Genomic DNA, 24770 nt, shown 5'->3' on the forward strand with positions numbered 1-24770 from the left:
TCTTATAAGGCAAAGATTTGGAGCGCCTCTTAGAAGTTGATGTCTACACCTGCACCGAACACGCTGTTGTTACGGGTGAAACGAGCTTTATAAGGCAGTTCGTTTCCGCCCACATTCTCGGTCTTGTCACCGTTGAAAGTAGAGTAGAAGGTGTGGAAGTAGGCCACGTTGAGATCGATTTTCTTGCTCAGATGTATGCAGGCACCTATACCCACAGAGTTTGAATTGGCCACGAACGACTTGTCATCCATGTATTCCTTGGTCAGACCATAGCTTGTGTTCTGCCATCCTGCACTTAGAGTAAACTTCTTGGTAGCATCAAATTCCACGCCTGCATTCCATTCGATTGTACCTCGTTTCAGTTTATCTTCGCGGTGTTGATAGGTTGTTGCCTGCTTATCGAAGAAGTAGTGGAACCCCACATTGATGCGCAAAGGATCAATTGGATTATAACCTGCACCTATAGCAAGATAGGCAGGGATGTCGTTGGCAACAGTCTTGCCGTCGGCATATTCACCAGTTGCCTCTCCAATCTTCTTGTCGAACTCATCCTTAATGGCTTTCATGGCATCTGTAACTGCTTTATTCGTGAGCACCGCTTTAGCCTGTTCAGGTGTCATGCCGGCTTTAACAAACTTGACAGCCAAGGTTTGTGGCAGATTACCGATACTTGGGAGCTGGTTTACCGACTCGTTCTTCAGGCGCATACGCGTCTTGAATTCATACTTCGCAGCAAAGTTCCAACGTCCTGTTTTGAAGTCAATACCAAGAATAGGTGTAAAGCCCACGCCCGTCTGGTCACAGTTCAATTCGATGTCTGAAGAGTTTGGTTTGGTTGCATCAAGCATTGTATAGAGAGGTACATTGCCCACTTTGATGTTGCGGACATAGCCATAATAATTACTCATGGCATATACACCGCGCACACCGGCATAGGCACTAAGCTGAGAAGTTACACGATAAGCTGCACCCAAAGATAGGCTATAATAATATTGACGGCCACGCATATAGCTCTCGTAACTGTAGGTGCCTTGCTTGCCAAACTGTTGGTCACTGCTTAGTCCCAAGCGGTTTCCCGTTACCTTATCTAATGTCTGTGCCAGCTTGTTTACACCTGCAGCCGTCTCGCCGACAATCTTTTCAAACGAGCCAAGTCCATTGTCGAAAGTACATTTACCACCGCCACCGGTCACGCCAAACATCGCTTGGAAAGAGAACTTCTTCCAGTTGTAGGCTGCCTGAATGGAGGGAAGTACAGGCGCAAAAGCCGTACCACGGAATTTGCGTTCGGTTGAATTGTTGTTCTGATTGAGCTTAAAAAGCGGGAATTCGTTGTTGATAATGCGGCTCTGGAACACGAGTTGCCAGTTCAAGGAGAGGTGCAGACCATCGCTCATGAAAGCCACACCTGCAGGGTTTGAATAGACACCATCAATGCCAATAGAAGCCTCGCGGCTCAGCATTCTGTTGAAGGCTACATTCTGGTTGGTGTTCGTCAGTAGGCCACCTGCCCACATTGTCTGTGACGCTGAGATTGCAATTGCAATGAAAGCAAATTTTAATTTATTCATCTTTAAAAATCTTAATGAAATTCGTCGCAAAGGTATTTAGATTGTTCTAAAAGTCTACAAAAACGCTAAAGTTTTTAATTTGTGTTAACATTAAAAGGCGAGTTTTATGCACACTTTTTGCTTTTTGTGCATAAAAACTGCGCATTTTGAAGTGATTTGTGCAGTTTGTAGAGACATTGTTGGGCTGTTTCTGTGTGGAAATATGAATGGATCGGGGGATAGAATTGCGCTTTTAAGGCAGCTGAAAGAATTGATATGGGAAAAGGGGTTGCCTCATTCTGTTTTCTCATTAGCTTTTCATGGTTCTGCAACCTGCGTCATATCATCGTGCAATCTGCGTCAAGTTAGCGTGCAATCTGCGTCAAGTTAGCGTGCAATCTGCGTCAAGTTGCACGATAATCTGCGTCAAGTTACAAGCTCATTTGATGCAAGTTACAAAGCGTTTGGATAGAGAACGAGTTTTAAGGCATTTGCCGATATGATTTCATATCATTTTAATGAGTGGCGGATAAACTGCAAAACCACAACTCTGTTTACGGGTAAAGCCTGCTTGTTAGTTTCCCTATGATGTATGAACTCCCTTGCATTATTTTTTGAATGAACTCAAAAAAAACTTCGATGGCGAGGCAAGATTAATCGTTTTTTACATTATATTTGTGAACAAAATGATAGAATAACATGAAGAAAACAAAAAGATTTATAGTGTGGAGCCTTGTGCTCCTGTTGGCAGGAACAAGTCTGACGGCCTGTTCAAATGATGATGATGAGAACGCTTCCATTACATATATAGAGCCTCCTATCTATCAAGTGAATGATGCTCTCTGGCAGAAACTCATCGTAGGTCATGGCTGGAAACATGTTGTCAGCTATGCTGTGGAGAACGGGAAAATCACAAATCGCAATTTTTATAAAGATATGATAGGCATCAGTCCCCATGACCTTTACTTCACGGCTGACTCTGTTACGACCTATTTCTATAGCGACGCATTGGGTGGAAGCCCCCGAAAAGTGACGAAAGCCTATACAACCCGACTGTCGGCTGACGGCAAAAGGTTTGAAGTTTACAGAGAGGGAGAAATGCAACCGCTGCTCTCTTGTGATTGGTTGAACAGCCGGCAACTCTGTTATTACGAGTCACCTTTCGTGCAGTCTGATGGTTCTCTCAGAACACTTTTCACTTATATGTGCCGCATGACGGATAAAGAACTGAAGAAATGGCAGGCAGAAGCCAATTCATTGCCAAGCAAGTAGAGGGCTGCTTGCTGCGTATTCTGTGGCTGTAACCCTATAGATTTCATTTCGTGCGTCTGTATTTTGCCGACTTATTTAGGGTAAGATGCAGACGCATGTGTATTTTCGTTTACCTTTATTTTCATGTAAACATAAGGACGAAGACTGTCTTTTGGGGTTGATTGGCGTTGCTGTTTCTCCGCTTTATTATATCGGTAGCACATCAGATAGAGCGTATTATCGGCGCCCCAGAAGATGAAACGTCGCAACGCTTCAATGCTTTTTGCTTCCCAGGCATGAGGAAAACAGAGTGTTGAATCCTTGACAGTACAAATGGTTTTCAGTTTGCCTGTCTCGTGTTTCCGTACAAGTATATTCAACGGAGGCTCTCCGGCATCTTCCCACCAGTCTTCTCCTGCCCATAGACCCGCTTTGGAATAGGCGTGATATTCCATGGGAAGACGATTGTAAGAGGCACTGTCAACGGGGATAAGTTGCACGCTTTTGTCGAAGAGATTGATGAAAAACTCACCGGTTACACCCACGACAATCGCCATATACTCCTTTGTTTCATGGATTTTCCCCACTTGAAAGATATTGATATGCTCCTTCCATTTGCCATAAAGTTGCTTGATTTCATGCGTCATTCGGACACGTGTTGCGCTGTCAACAGCGTTGGTGTCAGCGATGAGATTATAGGTTTGATACTGCTTGAAGGCCTTATCAAACTCCTGTTTGCTGATTTCTTGGGGTTGAATATCAGTGGAACTGCATGCCAAAGTGCAAAGACTGAGGGTGAAAACAAGGATGCAAAAACTGCTTTTAAGGTTCATCGGCTATGTTTTATAGGAGGTGATAGAGTCACCATGGATGCCCTTCTGTGTCTTAAAGTGACACGTTTTCCATGACCTTTGCCGTTGCTCCGGCTCTGCTTTTCACGAAAGCTCCTGCATTTTCTCCCGCATTCTGCAGGAAAGAGGCATCGGTTTCAAAGCGCATCATGAGGTCACGGAAACTCTGATAATCGTTGATTTCAAAGCCTCCCTGAACCAACATCAGGCCTTGAGCCTCTTGGAAATGCTTGTTGTTTGGCCCGAAAACGACAGGAATATCCCATACGGCAGCCTCCAACACATTATGAATGCCGACACCGAAGCCGCCACCCACATAGGAAACTGTACCGTAATGATAGATTGAAGAGAGCAGTCCGAAGCAGTCGATAATCAGTACTTCAGCATCTTTCACATTATCTTCTGTGGCCTCAGTGTAGCGAACGACACGCCTCCCTTTCAATAATTCGAAGATTTGTGAAAGGTGTTCATCGCTGATAACGTGTGGGGCAATGATGAGTTTCCAATCCTTATGAATGTCAAAGTATTTAATGAAAATCTCTTCATCGGGTAACCATGACGAACCTGCCACAAAGACTTTCTGTGCATGGGCTGTGAACTGTTCTACTATCGGCAGCTGTTTGCTGGCCTCCTTGATTTGAAGAACGCGGTCGAAACGCGTGTCTCCGACAACATCAACATCGGTAATTCCCAACTTAGCCAACAGTGCTTTGCTCTCCATGTTCTGCACAAAGAAATGTGTGAAGCATTTCAATACGCGTCCATACTGCCTGCCATACCATTGGAAAAATATCTGATCGGGACGGAAAATGCTGCTTACGCTGTAGGTGGGAACACCACGATGCTGCAGAATATGGAGGTAGTTGTACCAGAATTCATATTTGATGAAGAAAGCCATCACGGGTTTTACCGCGCGAAGGAAACGGCGTGCATTGCGTATAGTGTCTAAAGGAAGATAACAAATGATGTCAGCTCCCTCGTAGTTTTTACGCACCTCATAGCCCGAAGGCGAAAAGAAAGTGAGCAGTATCTTATACTCCGGATGTGTTTCCCGCAAGTGTTCAATCAGCGGACGACCTTGTTCAAACTCACCTAAAGAGGCGGCATGAAACCAGATATAGCGGGCTTCAGGGTCTACTTTCTCTTTCAAGACCTTGACAGCCTGCCGTTCTCCGGCCCACATCTTCTTGACTTTCTTGTTGAAGAGGCTTGCAATGGCCACTCCAATCAAGTATAGATAGATTACGATATTGTACACGATGTTCTGTAGGTTTTGTCTGTCGTTGCTGTAACGCGCTTATTTCAACACTTCAATGGCTTTGCGCATGCGCTTCAAAGTCTCTTCCTTGCCTAAGAAAGCAGAGATGTCAAACATGCCCGGTCCTTTGCCTATGCCCACCAAAGTCAATCGGAATGCGTTCATTACATCACCGAGTTTATAGCCTTTCTGTTCTACCCAGTTCATCACTACATGCTCTTGACCTTCTACAGTGAAGTCTTCGATGCCTTCAAGCACGTCTGCCAATTCAGTCATCTGCTGTGCAGAATATTCCTTCCAGCGTTTCTTCACAGTCTTTTCGTCATATTCTGACGGTGCAATGAAGAAGAAAGCGCAAAGTTCCCAGAGTTCTTTCACGAAGTTGACGCGGTCTTTCATCATATGAACTACCTGCGTGATACGCTCCATGGGCTCGTCAACGCCGTTGTTGGCCACGATAGGTGCGAAGAGCGCTGCAATCTCGTCATCGCTCTTCTTGAGGATATATTCGTGGTTGAACCATATTCCTTTCTGAAAGTCGAACTTCGCTCCGTGAAGTGAACACTTGCTGATGTCGAAGGCTTTCACGAGTTCTTCGAGGGTGAAAAGTTCTTGGTCAGTGCCTGGGTTCCAGCCCAATAGGGCCAAGAAATTGACTACTGCCTCGGGGAAATAACCGCTTTCACGGTATCCCGACGATATTTCTCCGGTCTTTGGATCATGCCATTCCAATGGGAAAACAGGGAAACCGAGTCGGTCTCCGTCGCGTTTGCTCAGCTTTCCTTTGCCTTCCGGTTTGAGCAACAGGGGCAGATGGGCAAACTTTGGCATAGTATCCGTCCAGCCGAATGCCTGATACAGCAACACATGAAGGGGTGCACTGGGCAGCCATTCCTCGCCTCTGATGACGTGAGTGATTTCCATGAGGTGGTCATCTACGATGTTTGCCAAGTGATAGGTAGGCAATTCATCGGCACTCTTGTAGAGAACTTTGTCGTCGAGAATGTCACTCTTGACGATAACCTCACCGCGAATCATGTCGTTGACATGCACTTCTACGCCCGGTTCAATCTTGAAACGCACGGTATATTGTGTGCCGTCAGCAATCAACTGATCCACTTCTGCCTTGGAAAGGGTCAGTGAATTACGCATTTGAAGACGCGTATGAGCATCATATTGGAAGTTCTTGATTTCGTTACGCTTGGCTTCCAATTCCTCGGGAGTATCGAAAGCAATGTAAGCTTTGCCTGCATCAAGAAGCTGTCCTACATACTTTTTGTAGATTTCACGACGTTCACTCTGACGGTAAGGGCCATGACTTCCACCGAAACTGACACCTTCATCAAACTTTATTCCAAGCCAACGGAATGACTCTATGATATATTCTTCGGCACCGGGAACAAAGCGATGAGAGTCGGTATCTTCTATTCTGAATACCAATTCGCCTCCATGCTGGCGTGCAAAAAGGTAATTATACAGGGCAGTTCGTACACCGCCGATATGCAAGGGACCTGTAGGACTGGGTGCAAAGCGCACTCTTACTTTTCTTTCTGACATATCTTGAGACAATATTTTCGTGCAAAATTAATATATTTTTTTCAGTTTTGAATATTTTTTTAGTATTTTCGCGTAGTAAACAATAAATCAAACAGTATGGCATTCTTTGAGAGATACAAAAGTATCTACTGGCGTAACGTGGCTATACGCTTTACATTAATCTTGGTCACGGTGGCTCTTATCGTGTTTTTCATGCCGCGAAACAGGGGTGTGCAGCTACGTTATGACATTGGAAAACCATGGATGTATGGCTCGTTTATTGCTAAGTTTGACTTCCCTGTCTATAAGACGGATGAAGCTGTGAAGGCTGAACAAGACTCGGCACTCAAGTCGTTTCAGCCTTATTATAACTATGATGCCAAGCTCGAAAAGAGCGAAATCAAGCAGTTTTATCATGATTTCAGTGTCGGCATTGAAGGCATGCCGTCGGGCAGTGTGCACCGGATTGCCGAGCGTTTGCATCAGCTTTATCGCACGGGTATCATGTCTACGCCCGAATATAACGATTTGATGGCCGACTCAAGCAATATGATTCGCGTGGTGAGTGGCAAGGAAGCAAAGAGCACGAAAGTCAACATGCTCTATTCAACGATGTCGGCCTATGAGACAATTCTCCTTGATCCGGCACTCGTCCCCTATCGTTCCATTCTGCAACGCTGCAATCTGACAGACTATATTGCACCTAACCTCAGCTACGACAAGAAGCGTTGTGATGCCGAAAAATCCGATCTCTTAGGAAGTATCCCGCTTGCCAGTGGCATGGTGATGAGCGGTCAGAAGGTGATTGACCGTGGCGAAATCGTCAATGATTATACTTATCGTGTGCTGAGTTCCTTTGAGCGTGAGATGCAAAGACGTAATGCAACAGAGGCTGAAATCACGAATACACTCATCGGACAGATACTCTTTGTAACCATTCTCGTGACGCTGTTCACGATTTATCTGGCACTTTTCCGCGATGACTATTTCCTCAAACCGCGCAGCATCCTGATGCTCTATGCCATGGTGTTCATCTTCCCAATATTGGTTTCTCTCATGATGAGCCACAGCATTTTCAGTGTCTATGTGCTCCCGTTCACGCTGGTTCCTATCTTCGTGCGTGTGTTTATGGATTCCCGCACGGCCTTTATCACCCATGCAGTGATGATACTTATCTGTGCTGCAACAGTCAGATATCAGTATGAATTCATCATCATTCAGCTCGTTTCCGGCTTGATTGCTATCTACTCTCTGCGCGAACTCTCCAGTCGTGCACAGGTATTCAAGACGAGTCTGTTGGTCACTGTGGGCAGCATTCTTGTCTATATCTCGCTCCAACTGCTTCAAAGCAATGACCTTCTGAAATTGGATCGCGACATGTATGTGTACTTCCTGGTCAATGGTGTGTTGCTGTTGTTGTCTTATCCGCTGATGTATCTCATCGAAAAGGCCTTTGGTTTCGTCTCCAATGTGACGCTCATCGAACTGTCAAATACCAACAGAGGTCTGCTGCGCGACTTGAGTGAGATTGCTCCGGGCACCTTCCAACACTCTATCACCGTTGGAAACTTAGCTTCAGAGATAGCCAACCGCATCGGTGCCAACAGCTTGTTGGTGCGTACGGGCGCCCTTTATCACGACATAGGTAAGATGACCAACCCTGTATTCTTCACCGAAAATCAAGCCGGAGTGAACCCTCATGACCACATGAGTTATGAGGATAGTGCGAAGATTATCATCAGTCATGTGACTGAAGGCGTGAAAATGGCAGAGAAATACAACCTGCCAACCATCATCAAGGACTTCATTCTGACGCATCACGGGCGTGGAGTCACCAAATATTTCTATATCAAATATAAGAACGAACACCCCGATGAGGATATTGACATGGAGAAGTTCACCTATCCCGGGCCTAATCCTTTCACGCGCGAACAGGCCATTCTGATGATGGCCGACACGGTTGAAGCGGCCTCTCGCTCACTGAATGAATATACCGAGGAGAGCATCAGCCAGCTTGTCAATAAGCTCATCGACGGGCAGGTGGCCGATGGTTTCTTCACCGAATGTCCTATCACGTTCCGCGATATCTCTTTGGCCAAGCAGCTTATCATTGCCCGCCTGATGGCCATTTATCACACACGAATTCAATATCCCGAGCTGAAAGGTGCTTCAAAGTCTTGAAGAAAAACCTCTGGTCACCATATCCGCCAACATAGAAGCACTGCAGAAAAGAGGAACAGCAACATGCAGATGATGTCTATATGGCGGTTATGTTGCTGATAATAGGTGTGGGGAGACATCAGCCTCACCGTGTCGTTCCAGGGCTTTATCATGGGCTTTGCGGCATAGTAGACTAATTTTTGCGTCTTCATGTCTATCAGAAAGTAACCTTTCTTGCTATGTCCGAGCACGTAGTTGCCTGCCACCTGCACGGAGTCTACCTCTGAAGGCATTTCCTCAAAGGCTTTATTGTCTTGAATACTATAATGACTGCCCTGCGGATCTGTCGTCCACAGGGTGTATTGTGAGTTCAGTTTGATGCCATAATAAGTGCCTATCCAGTCCTCGCCTTTCCATATATTGCTGAGCGCAAAGTAAAAAACGAGGAGTACAAACGTACCCAATACGCATTTGAGAAGTCTCATCATCAGTTTTTTCATACGCTCTTTTCCGTTGTGTCCAAAGGTCCATTCGTTCATTTCGCAGCCCTGCAGACTTTGCAACTCCAATGAGGTTTGACGACTGCGGACAATGTGTCTTTTCTTCATTCAAGCGGCATCAAATCATGCCTCTGAATGACTTCATTATCAATCCCTATTAAAGCGCTTTGCAATCAGCGTCAAATGAGCCTGTGACTTGACGCAGATTGCGATGTAATCTGACGCAGATTGCACGATGACTTGATGCAGATTGCGCGGTGATCTGACGCAAATGAGAAACTGACGGGCACAAGATTGTCTTTTGCTTTGTCTGTCCCTGTGTTGCATGCAGTATTCAGTCATGCTGCTTTTCCTGTTTCGACGATCCGTCTAAGCACTGGTCTTCACATGCACAATGCTTCTTTAGCTTATACTTTTCACGTCCTCATGATGCATTATGAATTACGCGTCGTGCTTTATTTAATCACGCGATAATAGTCTTTCTTCCTTGCTTTCACGGTTTTCGGACATGAAGCAGGATAGCCTACAGACAGTGCACCGATGCCCATCAGCCCCTCGGGGAGTCCCCATTCGTGCATGAGTTGCCTGCCTTCAGCGGTTGCAAACATCTGTTCCTCACGGTTAATCCAGCAGCTGCCAAGGCCAATGGCATGGGCTGCAAGCATCATGTTGCCGAGCACTAAGCTGCCGTCGCGCGTGTTGTTGAACCAATCCTGTGAGGCAAAGACAAAGATAAGGGTGGGCGCACCATAGTAGGGGTCGGACGTTACGCCCATTATTGCTGCATTCATTTCGCGCAGTTGCCGGCATTGATGCTCGTTCTGCACGGCTACAATCCATGGATCTTGCAGCCCTTTTCCTGTTGCTGCCCACGTTCCTGCTTCGAGAATGGTCTGCAGTTCTTCGTCGGTAATCTGTTCATTTGTGAAGCGGCGGATGCTTCTGCGCTCGCGAATAGCTTTGATAACTTCGTTTTCTATCATGTTGTTGATTTTATGTTGTTGTATTGTTTGTGAGATTTCATTCCGTAATCAGCCCGAAGGCATGCTCCTTGTCTTAAAGTTTGCTGGTTGTAAAGTGTTGCTGAAACTGAGCAATGGCCTGTGAAAGACGATTGAAATCGGGTTGTTGTTCCATGTTGAAAAAGGTGCATATGGGTGAGATAGTCCTTTTGTTTTCAAGTTTCCAATTGCCGATGGCTCTGCCGTTTTCAAGGATGAGGGGAAAGAATATGCCATTTTTGGTAAAGGCTTTTGGCGCATCTTCGGGTAGAATCACATCGTTGCGGTTGTTATAGGCAATGATATATTCATCGTAAGAAGGCAGCAGAAGCAGCTGCTTATTGGTGACTTTCCTATCGGTTTCATGCGCTGTCATATAGAATTCGTCGTTGGGTAGCGTTTGTCTTTGCAGTTCATTGCCTGCAAGGTGGATAGCCTTTCGTGCCTCTGTTATCGTCAATCCCGACCACCACAAGAAGTCATTGAAGCGTGCCGGACCATGACTTTGAAAGTATTTTCGAGCCAACAGTACTAGTGCTTCTTCATGAGAAGGCAACGCCTGTTGGGGTACCCAGTCGTCCATTAGCGTGTAGGTGTGCTGCCCGTTCTGCTGTTTCCCGCTGCAGACAATCCCTTCAATCTCGGCTTCTTGCAGGAGGGTTGTTATGAAATGCGGGTGGAGATTGTCCAACTCCTGCTTGAAATAATCCGTGATTTGCGGTCGTGTCAGGTGTTGACCGTACAGCAGTTGGGCAAGCTTGTCGAGGTGTTTTGTCCATGTTTGTCCTTCAGATATCAGTCTGGATGCCTTTTCCAATGTGCGGTATGCCTGTTTAAGTTTGCGGTAGGAAAGCTGGAGCATCCACCTGATGTCATGTGCGCTGACGATATGCCATGTGGGTCGAAGCACATGAGTGCGCACGATTTTACCTTGGTCTATGGCTTTGTTTACTTGGTCGAGTGTGCCGTTCTTCGTGCGTAGGGCAATGGCCAGTTTAGCCATTTCAAGCTGTTGTGCCTGAACAGCTCCCAGCCATTCCACAACGTTTTCGGGCTTTTGAAAGCGTTGGTCCACCAGTTGTTGGTTGCGAAGTCGGATTTGATGTATTTGCATTCTTATCTGTGAATGTCGTCTTTCTTAAATTCCACTACGACCTTTCCATAGCGTTCGAGGGCCTTTCGGTCGATAGCTTTGAGGTTGCCGATGACGAAATAGGAGCGGGGAGCATGCTGGATATGCTGCTGATAGTAGGCTATGACCTGCTCATTGGTCGTTTGGCTGATGGCTGCTGCGCGTGCCTTGTTGGGATCTTCGGTGTAGCCTTTGAGCACGGCTTCTGCCATATAGCCCGGTTGACTGCGGAAAGTGGGCCGCGAATTGTTGATGTTGTTCATAGCCGATTGCCGTGCATTCTGCAGATCGTGTGCGTCAATGGGCATGTCGGTCAGCAGGCTGTCGATGAGCGAGAGGGTGGTCAAAGCCTTGTCGGTCTGTGTTCCTGCCGTGGTGAAGTAACCGATGGGACGGTTCTTCTTGGCTTTGAACCACTGTTGATAAGTCCTGCCTCCGCAGGTGTAGACCAAGGAACGGAGATCGCGCAACTCACGGAAAAGCACGCTGTTGAGGCTGCCGTTGCTGAAATAGTTTCGCCAGATGGTGAACAGAGCATCCTTTTCTTCGGTGTCGAGAGGGGGCAGAACGGTGTAAGTGCCCACGATAGCCTGCCGTGCATCTGCCTTGTCATAAAGGTAGATAGTGGGCTTTTCAGGGCGTTTTACTTCGTAGTCATAGCCCTTGTAGTCCTGTCGGTTTTCGCCTTCGGTGACAGGTTTCAGCAGGTTGGCAAGGCTGTCGGCAGCGATGTTCCCGCTGTAGCTGACGGTCAGCTTCCCTGTCTGTGCAGCCTTGAAGAGGCCTTCGATGTCGGCCACTTGCAGTCTTTTCAGTTCGCTTGTCGGCATGTTCTGCAGTTCAAAAGCCTTGTCGCCCATAGCTATTTTGTCCAACACGGCCTCGTGAATAGCCTCCATATCCTTGCCGAAGAACTTGTCGCCAAGGCGTGCATCCTTCTTCATGGTAGCGATAAACTTCTTGTCAGTCTTCGGATGTTGAAGCAGATCGGTGAGCAAACGGATTGAAGGTGCGAGGTTGTTATCGAAACCTGAGAGTTGAATGCTCATGCCTCCGAGCGCATAATTGCCATTGAGCGTGGTGCCAAGTGCCTGCAGCTGTTTGGCAAAAGCCTGCTTGCTGAGGGTTGATGTGCCTAAATAATCAAACAAATCCGACATGGTGTGGATAGGCTTCTTCGCCTGTATCTGGTGCCAGCTAAGCGTCAATCGGAAGATGTCATTCTGTGGATTGGCGGTCGTATATAGGTCGGCTTGTGGTCCGAGATGCCGTGTCGTGACCTCCTTGCCGAGCGCGATAAACTGCGGAGTAAGGGTGGGCGTAGCTGTCTTGGCCAATTGAACGGCATAATCAGACTGGCGGTTCTGGTTGTCCGTCTGCACCGGAGCATAGGGTGGTTTGCTGATTTTATCCTTTTTATATTTGCCGAATTTCTTGTGAAAAAGCAGGTAGTGGTTGCCGAAATAGTGCTGACAGGCTGCCATGATGTCGGCTTTCTGCAGCTGCGGAAGCGTTGAAATCTGTCGGATGTAGTCGTTCCAGTCTATGCCCCTTGCATAGCAGCCGGCCATCAGTGAGATGCGGCTGTTGATGTTTTCCAGCTTTAGTTTCTCTTGTTTAAGATATTCGGTCTTGGCCGCTTCAAGGCTTTCTGCAGAGAATTCTCCGCTCTTGAGTTTATTGATCTGTTGCCACAAAAGGTGTTCTGCCTTGCGTTTCGAACCGAAGGGGAGGTTGGGAACGGCAGCCACTCCTAACAGACCTACCTCGCGTGTCATGAACATGTCGGCACCTGCAGCCATGCTGTACATCACATGATGATGACTTGAAAGCGAGTCAATGAGTCCGCTGTTATTGCTGTTCGACAACAGATGCATGGCAATCTGCATGGCGGTGTAGTCACGGTCACGTGGGGTTGGCCCGCGGAACACGAGGGCTGAAGCCTTGATCAGAGGAAAAGGTATCTTGATTTTCAGTGTCCGATTGGGGTTGAAATCAGTCAAGTTGATAGGTTCGCGCATAGGAGTTTCTCCGCTTCGGATGCGCCCGAAGGTTTTTTCCAATAGGGGAATGATGTCTTTTTCCTTGAAGTTTCCACAGAGAATCAGGGCCATGTTGTTGGCCACATAATATTTCTGATAAAATGCCTCCATGTCAGAAAGCCGTGGATTTTTCAGGTTTTCAGTGCTTCCAATCACTGGATATTCATAGTTGCTGCCCTTGAACACCATTTCTTGGAGATGCTCCATGAGTTGCATGCCGAAGTTGTCTTCAGCGCGGTTTTTCTCTTCATAGACGGTTTCGAGTTCGCCCTGAAAGAGGCGGAAGACAGGGTTGATGAAGCGGTCGCTGTTCAGTTGGCACCATTGTGCAATGTATTGTGGAGCACACTCACTGTGATACACGGTTTCATCGAGGTCGGTGTAGGCATTGATGCCTGTGCCGCCATAGCGGGTCAGCAGTTTTGAAAACTCGTTGGGAATGGCATAGCGGGCAGCCTGTTGGTTGAGCTTGTTGATTTGCAGCTGTATGGTTGTGCGCTGTTTGGGGTCAGTGGTCTGCGAGAGAAGATTGTACTGCCTACTGATTTCATCGAGCAATGGCTTTTCATGGGCATAGTCTGTGGTGCCGATTTGCTGGGTCCCCTTGAACATGATGTGTTCGAAATAGTGGGCAATTCCAGTGTTTGGGCAGTCGCGTGCCCCTGCTTTCACGACCACATACCCGATGAATTTCGACTCCGTGGAGTCAGGATTGAGCCACACGGTCATGCCATTGCGGAGCTGATGAATGGCAACGCGCTGGGCAGATGCAGGCAAAAGTGCCAGTAAAAAAAGTAAAGTGACGATGCTCCTTGTCATTCCCGAAAAGAATATAAAATAGGGTTTCATAGGGTTGTTTCTATGCTTTTGTCTGATTTCCATGTGCAGATGATTTTGATTTTCCATGACAAAGATACAATGTTTTGCCATGAAGTGCAACATGTCTGAGGGTTAAAAAAGCGAAAGAACGTTTGGGGAAGAAAAAGAAAATCAAGGTAAATTCGTTGGTAGGGGAGGATATCTGAGCGAGTGTGTTATTTATAGTACTTTGTTTATAAATAGAAAACAGCAACGCTGTTTCAATGTTTATAGGGCAGAGTTACCAAACGAAAGGAGGCTCCCCTGCCCTATAAAGAAATAGTTTTTATTACAAGCCACCATATATGTAATGGCTTAGTATGATGTAACTTCTACATCGGGCACCCTTGTGCCTCGTCAACCATATACGGACTAAGTTCTCTTCCGATGCGCTTCAAGCCCTCCATGAGCGTGGCACGTGGGCATGCAAGGTTGATGCGGAGATAGCAGAAACCGTCTTTCTGACCATACATGGTGCCACTGTTGACCAATACTCTCGCATGCTCCAAGAGGTCATGGGCCGCTTCGTCGGCAGTAAGTTCGATGCGTGACAGGTCGACCCATGCAAGATAAGTGCCTTCAAGACGGCATACTTCGAGTTTGGGAAGATATTCTGCAAAGAATTCCTTGAGCGCCACATAGTTCTCATAGAGATACTGTTTGAGTTCGTCAAGCCATTCACCACCATTGTTGTAAGCCTCTTGCAGGGCTATTATTCCAAATGCATTGACATCACACACTTCGTTAATGTTGAGTGCTCTGTTGATGCGTTGACGTCTTTCAGGTTGGTGACAAACGATGTTTGCGATTTGCAGACCGGCAATATTGAAGGCTTTAGAGGGAGAGTTGAGCACCACACTGTTGTCCCTACATGCGTCGCTGACAGCTGCAAAGGGCTGATAGGTATAGCCTGGCATAGTGAGTTCGCAATGAATTTCATCGGAAATAACTTTCACACCGTGCTTCAAGCAAATGTCGTTCATGCGTTCAAGTTCTTCTTTTGTCCACACGCGTCCTGACGGATTGTGAGGATTGCAGAGCAGAAAAACGGTGGTTTTCTCATCGGCACACTTGCATTCGAAATCCTCAAAATCAATCACATAACTGTCACCTTGTCTGCGAAGCGGGTTCTCTAAAACCTCGCATCCGTTGTTTTTGATAGATGAGAAGAAACAGTTGTAGACGGGAGTTTGTATCAACACCTTGTCGCCCGGCATCGTCATAGCCTTCAATGAGCACGAAATGGCAGGCACAACCCCCGAAGTATAGAGGATATCTTCACGTTGAATTTTCCATTGATGACGGCGGTCAAACCAATTGATGACAGCATCATAGTAGCTGTCGGACACGAAATTATAGCCAAAAGCACCATGTTCTACACGCTTTTTCAGTGCTTCAATGATGCAGGGAGCAGTCTTGAAGTCCATGTCGGCCACCCACATGGGGATGATATCCTCCTTTTTTGGCAGATCCCATTTGTAGGAGTTGGTGCCCCGGCGTTCTACAATCTCGTCAAAATTATATTTTCCCATTGTTGTTTATTTTGTTGTTTCGATTACACAGTCCTTGCCTTTCGCAAATTCATCATAGGTGATTTTACCGATTTCATCGGCCACAATCCTGCCGCTGATAGGGTTCTTGATTTCAGAAATTGCTCCCTTTATAGTGGCATTGATGTTGCGACTGTCTTCAAATGCGCGGTCGCAGGCAGCATCAAATGTGCAGTCTTCCAGAGTAATACCATCAAGATAGCAGAGCGGTTGCTCACCACTGATATGGCAGCGCACGAGTTTCACGTTCTTGGAATGCCAAGCTAAGTATTCACCATCAAGCTCGGAGTCGTACACAGTGACGTTTTCGCACTCCCAAAAGCTGTCTTTTGTGGTGATTTTGGCATGATGCACTTCCACGTTCCTGCAATATTGGAACACATATTTTGAATCACTTGTGAGGCCGTCTACATAGATATTTTGAGAAAACATAAAAGGATAAGTGCCGTCATGCAATTCGACATTCGTCAGTTTCAGACCGTCAACTTTCCAGAAAGTCTCGTCAGCATCAGTGATTTTCACGTTCTCCAATTCCAGATTTTCCATTTCCCGAAAGAACTTCGGCCCGTCAATCACCGAGTCTTTCATCGTCATATTGCTGCTGTACCAGATAGCCGAGCGACTCTCCGGAGCAAAATAACAGTTGGTGATGAGGCTCTTGTCGACATGCCACCAAGGGTATTTGCCATAGAATTTTGAACCTTCACATTCTATATTCTGACAGCATTTGATGCCCGATTCGCCATCGGTGATTGTGATATTCTCCAAGCGCACGTCCTTCATTCCAAAGAGAGGACGCTCGCCTCCAAACTTTTTATCCTTAATGATTTCCATTTCTTTCTAACCTATTTTGATTTGATTTTTGATGTGGTAAAATAACTCTTTCACGATATAAATGCAAAAACTATACCAATTTTTCATTCTTCTTGAACTGTCAGTTTTGTCATATGGTGAATGCTATAGCAGGTAGTTACCATTTCAGATAGCCATATTTGTCTTTATACCACAGCTGAACTGCGTTGATGATGTTCTGCCAAATCACGTAGACACAGGGTGCAATGGCTGCATAGGGATTGAGAAACGAGAGTGTGAGCCATATTCCAACCACCGTGTTTTTCTGTCCCAAGGCCTGTCCAGCGCCAATGCTGTCACCATAACGGTAACCTACAAGTTTGCCCATAGAGAACTGAAAGGTGGCCAACAGAAGCGGAATGATACACAAAGTTACGAGCACCCAGCCCGAAACGGGGGCATTCATGATGTTCTGCATGGCAAGTCCCATGATGATAGAAAGGTTGAAACTCCAGAGGTAGAAAGCGATGTTGCGCTTTGTTTTCAGCCACGCAACGAAATTGGGGAGGAACTTTCGCGAGCATAAAGCCAAGCCTAATGGAATTACAAGCACCGTCAACACACGCTTGAGCACCATCCATGCGGCCATGGCAAAAGTGATGTCGGCCCCTTTCTCCATGAGTGGAAAGAACAAAGGGATGATGATTGATGTGAAGCCATTGGCTATGAGAAGATACACTGTCAGTGATGCAATGCTGCCTCCAAGCTTGTCTACAATCACAGGAGCGGCCGCGGCAGTGGGGCAGATGACACAGATAAATACGCCTTCCCAGATGAGTTTGTAGGTTGGATCAGTGCAGAGGTTGGCCGCAACGACACTCAATGCAGCCAAAAGTGTACGTATGCCTTGCAGGATAAAATGCCATTTGCGGGGTGTGAGGTCGTTCATCTGTATCTTGCAAAACGTGATATAAAGCATCAAGAAGATATTGACAGGCAACAACGTCACAAGCTTTGGCCCTATGTAGTCGCCAAAGGGAGTAAGCACAGCAATATGGGTGAAAACCAAATAGACAATGCTTCCGAAGACGATGGCACACAACAGCGTCCACTGCTTGATAAATTTAATAATGCCCATAGATAGTGCCGTTACCGATATATTTTATGCAAAGGTATATAAAAAAGTGGCAGATAGCATACAAAACCATTTGAAAAGTAGTTTCCATTCTTTGTATTCGTTGCTTTTATTGAATGGTTTCTCGGTTGAAAAGGCTATTCTGTTTTACACATAAAAAAGTTAGTGTCAGTATACTGTAAATCGTTTATCCTACAGACTCAATTTCCTTTAAATATTTGTTAAATGGAAAGTAAATAATCGGTGTTTAAATATAATTAACAAATGAGATGCCTGATAATCAGCAAGTTAGCTTCCCTAAGAACAAGAACTAGAACAAGAATAAAGAAAAAGACGAAGAAAAAGAAGTAGAAAAAAGCGCCGTCGCCGATATTTTTGCTGTGAAACTGTTTTTGCCTATCGGCATGAATATGTCGCGGGCAGTTATCAATGAAAGGCAATGTTGTTATGGTTTTCGTTCATACCGAAATGAGTGGCTTTCTGATTAAAGTCAGAATGCGTTGTGATTTGAGTCAGATTGATGAGCAAAGTGATGCAGATTGTAGGATGAAGTGCCTCAAGTTGTAGAAGAAGTTATATGCTTTGAAGTATGTATTTTGACAAAAGGAGAGCGTCTCGGAATGTAGGAGGCTATATTTCTGGTTTCCAAAGAAAAACGGGAAAATATTTGGAAGTTCAGGAAATAAGATGTAATTTTGCATCCGCTTATAGTGGATTGTTGGCTCTCGATGGGTCGTAACCACTTGAAGATGAGTTTCATATAAACAATTTAATAAAAACAAAAAACATGATTATTGTACCAGTAAAAGATGGTGAGAACATCGAAAGAGCTCTCAAGAAATTCAAGAGAAAATTCGAAAAGACAGGTGTTGTTAAGGAGCTTCGTGCTCGTCAGCAGTACAACAAGCCTTCTGTTTTGAAGAGACTCAAGATGGAGCACGCTATCTACGTACAGAAGCTGCGCACAAACGAGGAATAAAAACTCGTTAAAAATTTGGTAGTTTGAATTTAATTCCGTAAATTCGTTGCCATAAACATGTAGATGTTAACAGCGCGTTTATGATGATTGACAAGTTTCTCGACTATCTTAGGTTTGAGCGTAACCGCTCCGAACTGACGGTGAAGAACTACGGGGATGACCTTCGGTCTTTTAAGAAGTTCTTTAGAGACTTGAAAAATCAGATATCTTGGGAGTCGTTAGACTCGGATGTTGTTCGCAACTGGATGGAGCGCATGATGGATGAAGGAAACAATGCTGCATCAATCAATAGGCGATTGAGTGCGTTGCGTTCCTTTTATCGTTTTGCATTGTCAAGAAAACTTGTGGATAAGGATCCGGTTCACGGCATCACGGGACCGAAAAAGGGCAAGCCTCTGCCTCAATTCCTGAAAGAAAAGGAGATGGACAGGCTGCTTGAGCGGGAATACTGGACAAGAAGTTTTGAAGACGTACGTGACCGTGCGATTATCATGACTTTCTATGAAACCGGCATTCGGCTTTCGGAACTGACGGGACTTGATGACAAAATGGTTGACTTTGCGGAATACCAGTTGAAAGTAACGGGCAAGAGAAATAAACAGCGCATTATTCCCTTTGGTGAAGAGCTTTGCACCACGCTTCGTGATTACATGGAGTGCAGAGGTCGCGAGGTTGGTCGGTTGTCAGAAGCTTTGTTTGTTACCGATGAGGGACAGCGAATGTCTGCAAGTTTAGTGAGAGAACGGGTGAAGCGAAGTCTCTCGAAGGTGTGTACGCTGAAGAAACGCTCACCACATGTGTTGCGTCATACGTTTGCAACAGCGATGCTCAATCATAAGGCAGGAATTGAAAGTGTAAAGAAGTTGCTCGGGCATGAAAGTCTGTCGACGACAGAAATCTACACCCACACAACATTTGAGCAGCTTAAACGTGAATATTCTATTGCCCATCCAAGGGCTTAACCTTTAAAACGGAGTTAACTATGGAACTGAAAATTCAGTCGATTCATTTCGACGCTACCGAGAAGTTACAGGCGTTTATCGAAAAGAAAATCGCCAAGTTGGAGAAAACTTACGAAGATATACAGAAAGTAGAGGTGCAACTAAAGGTAGTCAAACCTGCCACCGCCCTTAATAAAGAAACTTGTGTTACGGTTTCTGTGCCAGGCCAGAAACTCTTTGTAGAGAAAACTTGCGACACGTTTGAGGAGGGAATTGATGAAGCTGTTGATTCAATGAAGGTGCAGTTGACTAAGTTCAAGGAAAAAATCCGCAATCATTGAAAAAACTGATTAAAAGTTTTGGAGATTAGAAAAATAAACAGTATCTTTGCAGCCGTTTTACAACACGTCCTATTATAGTCGTAGTCGGCTGCAAGGATTTGCCTCTTTAGCTCAGTTGGCCAGAGCACGTGATTTGTAATCTCGGGGTCGTTGGTTCGAATCCGACAAGAGGCTCAACGGATGGTCTGAAAAGGCTTCTGTTTATGACAAGTACAACATGGGTGGTTACCAGAGTGGCCAAATGGGGCAGACTGTAAATCTGCTGGCGATGCCTTCGGTGGTTCGAATCCATCACCACCCACATCCGAAAGGAGTTTTTGCGGAAATAGCTCAGTTGATAGAGCACTAGCCTTCCAAGCTGGGGGTCGCGGGTTTGAGCCCCGTTTTCCGCTCTCAATCCGACGCTGTAATAGCTCAGTGGTAGAGCACTTCCTTGGTAAGGAAGAGGTCCTGAGTTCAACTCTCAGTTACAGCTCTTTTCGGTTTCTATTTTTTATAGATATTGAAAAAACAAAATATTGATTATACATTTATATAAATAAAACAAAGAAAAGCTATGGCTAAAGAAGAATTCGTACGTACCAAACCCCATGTAAACATTGGTACAATCGGTCACGTTGACCACGGTAAGACAACTCTTACTGCAGCAATTTCAAAGGTTCTTCATGAGAAGGGCTTCGGTTCAGAGGATGTTAAGTCTTTCGATCAGATTGACAATGCTCCCGAAGAGAAAGAGCGTGGTATTACCATTAACTCTGCTCACATTGAATATGAAACAGCTAAGCGTCACTACGCACACGTAGACTGCCCGGGTCACGCTGACTATGTGAAGAACATGGTAACAGGTGCTGCTCAGATGGACGGTGCTATCTTGGTAGTTGCTGCAACTGATGGTCCTATGCCACAGACACGTGAGCACGTGCTTTTGGCTCGTCAGGTAAACGTACCTCGCTTGGTTGTATTCTTGAACAAGTGTGATATGGTTGATGACGAGGAAATGCTTGATCTTGTTGAAATGGAAGTTCGCGAAATCCTCGAGCAGTATGGTTACGAAGAGGATACTCCTATCATCCGTGGTTCTGCACTTGGTGCTTTGAACGGCGTTGAAAAGTGGGTTGACTCAGTAATGAAGTTGATGGATACTGTTGATGAGTGGATCCAGGAACCAGTACGTGAGGTTGATAAGCCATTCTTGATGCCAGTTGAGGATGTATTCTCAATCACAGGTCGTGGTACTGTTGCTACAGGTCGTATCGAAACCGGTGTCTGCAAGGTAGGTGATGAAGTTCAGCTCCTCGGTCTTGGTGAAGATAAGAAGTCTGTTATCACAGGTGTAGAGATGTTCCGCAAGAACCTTGCTGAAGGTCAGGCTGGTGACAACGTAGGTTTGTTGCTCCGTGGTATCGATAAGGCTGAAGTTAAGCGTGGTATGGTAGTTGTGCACCCGGGTGCTATTACTCCTCACGATCACTTCAAGGCTTCTATCTATGTATTGAAGAAAGAAGAAGGTGGCCGTCATACTCCATTCGGTAACAAGTATCGTCCTCAGTTCTATCTCCGTACAATGGACTGTACCGGTGAAATCAAGTTGCCAGAAGGCGTTGAAATGGTTATGCCTGGTGATAACGTTGAGATTGAGGTTGAATTGATCTACAAGGTTGCTCTGAACGAAGGTCTCCGTTTCGCTATCCGTGAGGGTGGTCGTACGGTAGGTTCTGGTCAGATTACCGCAATCCTTGATGACGTTAAGTAATTAAGACTGAAGTCATTATGAAATAAGAGTTTCCGTTACTTGTTGTAGCGGAAACTCACTTACGGGAATAGCTCAGTTGGTAGAGCATCGGTCTCCAAAACCGAGGGTCGTGGGTTCGAGTCCTGCTTCCCGTGCTAAATAGAAGATAATATGTTTGAAAAGATAGTAAATTATTGCAAAGCTTGCTATGATGAGCTTGCGCATAAGACTACTTGGCCAACACGTGCCGAACTGACCCACAGTGCAATGGTTGTATTATCTGCTTCCCTTGTCATTGCACTGGTAGTGTTCGCGATGGACAGTCTGTTCAGGTTCGTGATGAGTACAATTTATCCAAATTAATTTTCGGGAAATGGCTGAAACAGGAAACAAATGGTATGTACTGCGCGCCGTTAGCGGAAAAGAGGCTAAGCTGAAAGAATATATCGAAGCCGAATTGAAGCATAATGAGTTGCTGAGTACGCATGTCTCTCAGGTTCTGATACCGGTGGAGAAACATGCTTCCTTGCGTAATGGCAAAAGAGTGGTGAAGGAAAAGATTTCTCTTCCAGGCTACATCTTTGTTGAGGCTAACCTGGTTGGTGATGTTGCGCACACTTTGCGCTTCATGCCTAACTGTTTAGGTTTCCTTGGAGGTTTGGATGAGCCCTCACCTGTCCCACAGTCTGAAATTAACAGAATGTTGGGAACTGCCGAAGTTACAGAAATTGAGGATACAGTTGATATCCCATATGTTGTAGATGAGACGGTGAAGGTGACAGACGGCCCATTCAGTGGCTTCAGCGGTGTAATCGAAGAGGTTAATGCCGAGAAGCACAAACTGAAAGTGATGGTCAAGATCTTCGGACGTAAGACTCCGTTAGAGTTAAGTTTTATGCAAGTAGAAAAGGAAAGTTAAGCTTCGTTACGGAAGAGACTGACCTTTTATAAAAATCAATTTTTAATATTAACAAAGAAAATGGCTAAAGAAGTTGCTGGTTTAATCAAATTACAGATTAAGGGTGGCGCTGCGAATCCTTCACCTCCAGTAGGCCCTGCATTGGGTTCTAAGGGTATCAATATTATGGGATTCTGCAAAGAGTTCAACGCCCGTACCCAGGATAAGGCAGGTAAAATCCTACCTGTTGTTATCACATACTATACAGATAAGTCATTTAGCTTCATTATCAAGACTCCTCCTGCAGCTGTTCAGCTGAAAGAGGCTGCCAAGATTAAGACTGCTTCTGCACAGCCTAACCGTCAGAAGGTTGCCAGTGTAACCTGGGAACAAATTAAGGCTATTGCTGAGGATAAGATGAATGACCTCAACTGCTTTACAATTGAGTCGGCCATGAAGCTGATTGCCGGTACTGCTCGTAGTATGGGTATTACTGTAAAAGGGGACTTCCCTGGTAAATAATTTAAAACTTCAATTAAGAAAATGAGTAAACTGACAAAAAATCAAAAATCAGTAGCTGATAAGGTTGAAGCAGGGAAGGCATACACATTGAAAGAGGCTGCAGAGCTTGTTAAGGAAATTACCACAACAAAGTTTGATGCGTCTCTGGATATTGATGTACGTCTGGGCGTTGACCCACGTAAGGCTAACCAGATGGTTCGCGGTGTCGTTTCACTGCCTAACGGAACTGGTAAGACTGTTCGTGTGCTTGCACTCTGTACTCCTGATCAGGAAGCTGCCGCAAAGGAAGCTGGTGCTGATTATGCTGGTCTTGATGAATATGTTGAGAAAATCAAAGGTGGTTGGACCGATATTGACGTCATCATCACTATGCCGTCTTGCATGGGTAAGATTGGACCTTTAGGCCGTGTACTCGGTCCTCGTGGTTTGATGCCAAACCCCAAGAGTGGTACTGTAACAATGGATGTTGCCAAGGCAGTAAAGGAAGTTAAACAGGGTAAGATTGACTTTAAGGTTGATAAGGCTGGTATTATCCATACCTCAATCGGTAAGGTATCAATGACCCCTGAGCAGATTTTCGGTAACGCGAAGGAATTTATCCAGACGGTTATCAAATTGAAGCCTGCTGCTGCTAAAGGTACATATATCAAGAGTATCTTTATTTCAAGCACTATGAGTAAGGGTATCAAAATTGATCCTAAATCAGTTGAATAACTCTAAAAGTTTTGTACAATGAAGAAAGAAGTAAAAGATACTATTATCGTTGAACTTGGCGAGAAGCTGAAAGAGTATCCTCATTTCTATCTGGTAGACCTTACCGGACTGAATGCAGAGGCTACGAGTACACTTCGCCGCAAGTGCTTCAAGAGCGAAATCAAGATGGTCGTTGTGAAGAACAAACTTCTGCACAAGGCTTTCGAGGCTTCGGATATTGATTTTGAACCTTTATATGGCACACTGAAAGGTACTACAGCTGTTATGTTTACGACAACAGCTAATGTTCCTGCCAAGTTGTTGAAGGAATACGAAAAGGAAGGAATTCCTGCACTCAAGGCTGCATATGCAGAGGAAAGCATCTATGTTGGTGCTGATAAGCTTGCAGAACTTGCAGCCCTCAAGAGCAAGAACGAAGTTATCGCAGAGATCGTTTCTCTGTTGCAGTCTCCTGCAAAGAACGTTGTTTCTGCTCTTCAGTCAGGCGCAAACACCATCCATGGTGTGCTCAAGACTTTAGGCGAGCGTCCTGAATAATAGTTGAACAGCATTCAATTATAGAGTCAAAAACATAATTTTAACAAGAACAATTAAATTTTAGAATAAAATGGCAGACATTAAAGCTATTGCAGAAGAATTAGTAAATCTTACTGTTAAGGAAGTAAATGAGTTGGCAACAGTCCTGAAGGACGAGTATGGTATTGAGCCTGCCGCTGCAGCTGTTGCTGTAGCTGCTGGTCCTGCTGCTGGTGGTGCAGCTGCAGCAGAGGAGAAGTCTTCATTCGACGTAGTCCTCGCTGAAGTTGGTGCTACAAAGCTTCAGGTTGTGAAGGCTGTTAAGGAAGCTTGCGGTCTTGGTCTGAAAGAAGCTAAGGATCTCGTAGATGGTGCTCCTTCAACAATTAAGGAAGGCGTTGCTAAGGACGAGGCTGAGAACCTGAAGAAGGTTATCGAAGAGGCTGGTGCCAAGGTAGAGCTGAAGTAATTCAGAATTACAGTTTTTCTTTAAATACGGTTAGGATCTTCC

At 45.5% G+C, this 24770-nt stretch carries 23 protein-coding genes and 5 tRNA genes; 17 read left to right on the top strand and 11 right to left on the bottom strand.

Going from position 1 to position 24770, the window contains the following annotated elements; all coding sequences use genetic code 11:
- Positions 1–29: 29 nt before the first annotated feature.
- On the bottom strand, positions 30–1571 hold the full coding sequence (locus tag EL210_RS12035; RefSeq protein WP_018920512.1) for an OmpP1/FadL family transporter: 1542 nt from the start codon (positions 1569–1571) through the stop codon (positions 30–32).
- 678 nt (positions 1572–2249) lie between these two features.
- Between EL210_RS12035 and EL210_RS12040 the strand changes: the two genes are divergently transcribed.
- Positions 2250–2822, top strand: coding sequence for a hypothetical protein (locus EL210_RS12040; RefSeq protein WP_018920513.1), 573 nt, complete (start codon positions 2250–2252; stop codon positions 2820–2822).
- Between the two features lie 71 nt (positions 2823–2893).
- Here EL210_RS12040 and EL210_RS12045 read toward each other — a convergent pair whose 3' ends face one another.
- From EL210_RS12045 to gltX, 3 genes are read right to left on the bottom strand one after another with little or no spacing between them, the layout of a single operon-like run.
- Positions 2894–3634: a hypothetical protein gene (locus tag EL210_RS12045; protein WP_025879703.1), complete on the bottom strand. Its 741-nt coding sequence runs from the start codon at positions 3632–3634 to the stop codon at positions 2894–2896.
- A gap of 52 nt (positions 3635–3686) precedes the next feature.
- Positions 3687–4910, bottom strand: coding sequence for a 3-deoxy-D-manno-octulosonic acid transferase (locus tag EL210_RS12050; protein WP_025879704.1), 1224 nt, complete (start codon positions 4908–4910; stop codon positions 3687–3689).
- Between the two features lie 39 nt (positions 4911–4949).
- Complete coding sequence (gltX, locus tag EL210_RS12055) at positions 4950–6467, bottom strand: glutamate--tRNA ligase (protein WP_004373989.1); 1518 nt, start codon at positions 6465–6467, stop codon at positions 4950–4952.
- A 96-nt stretch (positions 6468–6563) separates the two neighbouring features.
- Here gltX and EL210_RS12060 point away from each other — a divergent pair, with 96 nt between their 5' ends.
- Positions 6564–8627 (top strand): HD family phosphohydrolase, encoded by a 2064-nt coding sequence (locus EL210_RS12060; RefSeq protein ID WP_018920516.1) that lies wholly within the window; start codon positions 6564–6566, stop codon positions 8625–8627.
- Between the two features lie 14 nt (positions 8628–8641).
- On the opposite strand, the gene EL210_RS12065 is transcribed toward EL210_RS12060, so the two are convergent.
- The 7 genes from EL210_RS12065 to EL210_RS12095 all read right to left on the bottom strand — a co-directional run bounded on the left by EL210_RS12065 (position 8642) and on the right by EL210_RS12095 (position 17619).
- On the bottom strand, positions 8642–9214 hold the full coding sequence (locus tag EL210_RS12065) for a hypothetical protein (RefSeq protein ID WP_018920517.1): 573 nt from the start codon (positions 9212–9214) through the stop codon (positions 8642–8644).
- Between the two features lie 347 nt (positions 9215–9561).
- Positions 9562–10089, bottom strand: coding sequence for a nitroreductase family protein (locus tag EL210_RS12070; protein ID WP_018920518.1), 528 nt, complete (start codon positions 10087–10089; stop codon positions 9562–9564).
- 73 nt (positions 10090–10162) lie between these two features.
- Positions 10163–11221 carry a winged helix DNA-binding domain-containing protein gene (locus EL210_RS12075; protein WP_018920519.1) on the bottom strand — a complete coding sequence of 353 codons (1059 nt, stop codon included), beginning with the start codon at positions 11219–11221 and terminating at the stop codon, positions 10163–10165.
- Positions 11222–11223: 2 nt separating this feature from the next.
- Positions 11224–14163: a M16 family metallopeptidase gene (locus tag EL210_RS12080; protein ID WP_232000353.1), complete on the bottom strand. Its 2940-nt coding sequence runs from the start codon at positions 14161–14163 to the stop codon at positions 11224–11226.
- A 308-nt stretch (positions 14164–14471) separates the two neighbouring features.
- Positions 14472–15671, bottom strand: coding sequence for a MalY/PatB family protein (locus tag EL210_RS12085; protein WP_018920521.1), 1200 nt, complete (start codon positions 15669–15671; stop codon positions 14472–14474).
- 6 nt (positions 15672–15677) lie between these two features.
- Positions 15678–16523 carry a DUF3737 family protein gene (locus EL210_RS12090; RefSeq protein WP_018920522.1) on the bottom strand — a complete coding sequence of 282 codons (846 nt, stop codon included), beginning with the start codon at positions 16521–16523 and terminating at the stop codon, positions 15678–15680.
- 136 nt (positions 16524–16659) lie between these two features.
- Positions 16660–17619: a transporter gene (locus EL210_RS12095; RefSeq protein WP_018920523.1), complete on the bottom strand. Its 960-nt coding sequence runs from the start codon at positions 17617–17619 to the stop codon at positions 16660–16662.
- A gap of 784 nt (positions 17620–18403) precedes the next feature.
- Here EL210_RS12095 and rpsU point away from each other — a divergent pair.
- The 15 genes from rpsU (at position 18404) to rplL (ending at position 24728) form a co-directional block, all read left to right on the top strand.
- Entirely contained in the window at positions 18404–18595 is a 192-nt protein-coding gene (gene rpsU, locus EL210_RS12100; protein WP_004376913.1) for a 30S ribosomal protein S21, read from the top strand.
- Positions 18596–18675: 80 nt separating this feature from the next.
- A complete protein-coding gene (locus tag EL210_RS12105; RefSeq protein ID WP_018920525.1) occupies positions 18676–19557 on the top strand; it encodes a tyrosine recombinase XerC in 882 nt (293 codons plus the stop codon).
- A gap of 20 nt (positions 19558–19577) precedes the next feature.
- Positions 19578–19877 carry a ribosome hibernation-promoting factor, HPF/YfiA family gene (gene hpf, locus EL210_RS12110; protein ID WP_004373960.1) on the top strand — a complete coding sequence of 100 codons (300 nt, stop codon included), beginning with the start codon at positions 19578–19580 and terminating at the stop codon, positions 19875–19877.
- A 100-nt stretch (positions 19878–19977) separates the two neighbouring features.
- Positions 19978–20051 (top strand) — tRNA-Thr (locus EL210_RS12115).
- A gap of 45 nt (positions 20052–20096) precedes the next feature.
- A tRNA-Tyr gene (locus EL210_RS12120) sits at positions 20097–20178 on the top strand.
- A gap of 18 nt (positions 20179–20196) precedes the next feature.
- Positions 20197–20269, top strand: a tRNA-Gly gene (locus EL210_RS12125).
- A gap of 11 nt (positions 20270–20280) precedes the next feature.
- Positions 20281–20352: transfer RNA gene (locus EL210_RS12130), tRNA-Thr, on the top strand.
- Between the two features lie 81 nt (positions 20353–20433).
- Positions 20434–21630 (top strand): elongation factor Tu, encoded by a 1197-nt coding sequence (gene tuf / locus EL210_RS12135; RefSeq protein ID WP_004373959.1) that lies wholly within the window; start codon positions 20434–20436, stop codon positions 21628–21630.
- Between the two features lie 61 nt (positions 21631–21691).
- Positions 21692–21764, top strand: a tRNA-Trp gene (locus tag EL210_RS12140).
- Positions 21765–21780: 16 nt separating this feature from the next.
- The gene (secE, locus tag EL210_RS12145) at positions 21781–21972 is read left to right on the top strand and encodes a preprotein translocase subunit SecE (RefSeq protein ID WP_004373958.1); all 192 of its coding nucleotides are present in this window, start codon (positions 21781–21783) and stop codon (positions 21970–21972) included.
- Between the two features lie 10 nt (positions 21973–21982).
- The gene (gene nusG, locus EL210_RS12150; protein WP_004373957.1) at positions 21983–22528 is read left to right on the top strand and encodes a transcription termination/antitermination protein NusG; all 546 of its coding nucleotides are present in this window, start codon (positions 21983–21985) and stop codon (positions 22526–22528) included.
- Positions 22529–22588: 60 nt separating this feature from the next.
- Positions 22589–23029 carry a 50S ribosomal protein L11 gene (rplK, locus tag EL210_RS12155; protein WP_004376911.1) on the top strand — a complete coding sequence of 147 codons (441 nt, stop codon included), beginning with the start codon at positions 22589–22591 and terminating at the stop codon, positions 23027–23029.
- Positions 23030–23050: 21 nt separating this feature from the next.
- Positions 23051–23743: a 50S ribosomal protein L1 gene (gene rplA / locus EL210_RS12160; protein ID WP_004373953.1), complete on the top strand. Its 693-nt coding sequence runs from the start codon at positions 23051–23053 to the stop codon at positions 23741–23743.
- Between the two features lie 18 nt (positions 23744–23761).
- Positions 23762–24280 carry a 50S ribosomal protein L10 gene (gene rplJ, locus EL210_RS12165; protein ID WP_004373950.1) on the top strand — a complete coding sequence of 173 codons (519 nt, stop codon included), beginning with the start codon at positions 23762–23764 and terminating at the stop codon, positions 24278–24280.
- 70 nt (positions 24281–24350) lie between these two features.
- Complete coding sequence (rplL, locus tag EL210_RS12170) at positions 24351–24728, top strand: 50S ribosomal protein L7/L12 (protein ID WP_004373941.1); 378 nt, start codon at positions 24351–24353, stop codon at positions 24726–24728.
- The last annotated feature ends 42 nt before the right edge of the window (positions 24729–24770 follow it).

Origin of the sequence: Segatella oris (assembly GCF_900637655.1) — a bacterium.
Taxonomy (GTDB): Bacteria; Bacteroidota; Bacteroidia; order Bacteroidales; family Bacteroidaceae; genus Prevotella; species Prevotella oris.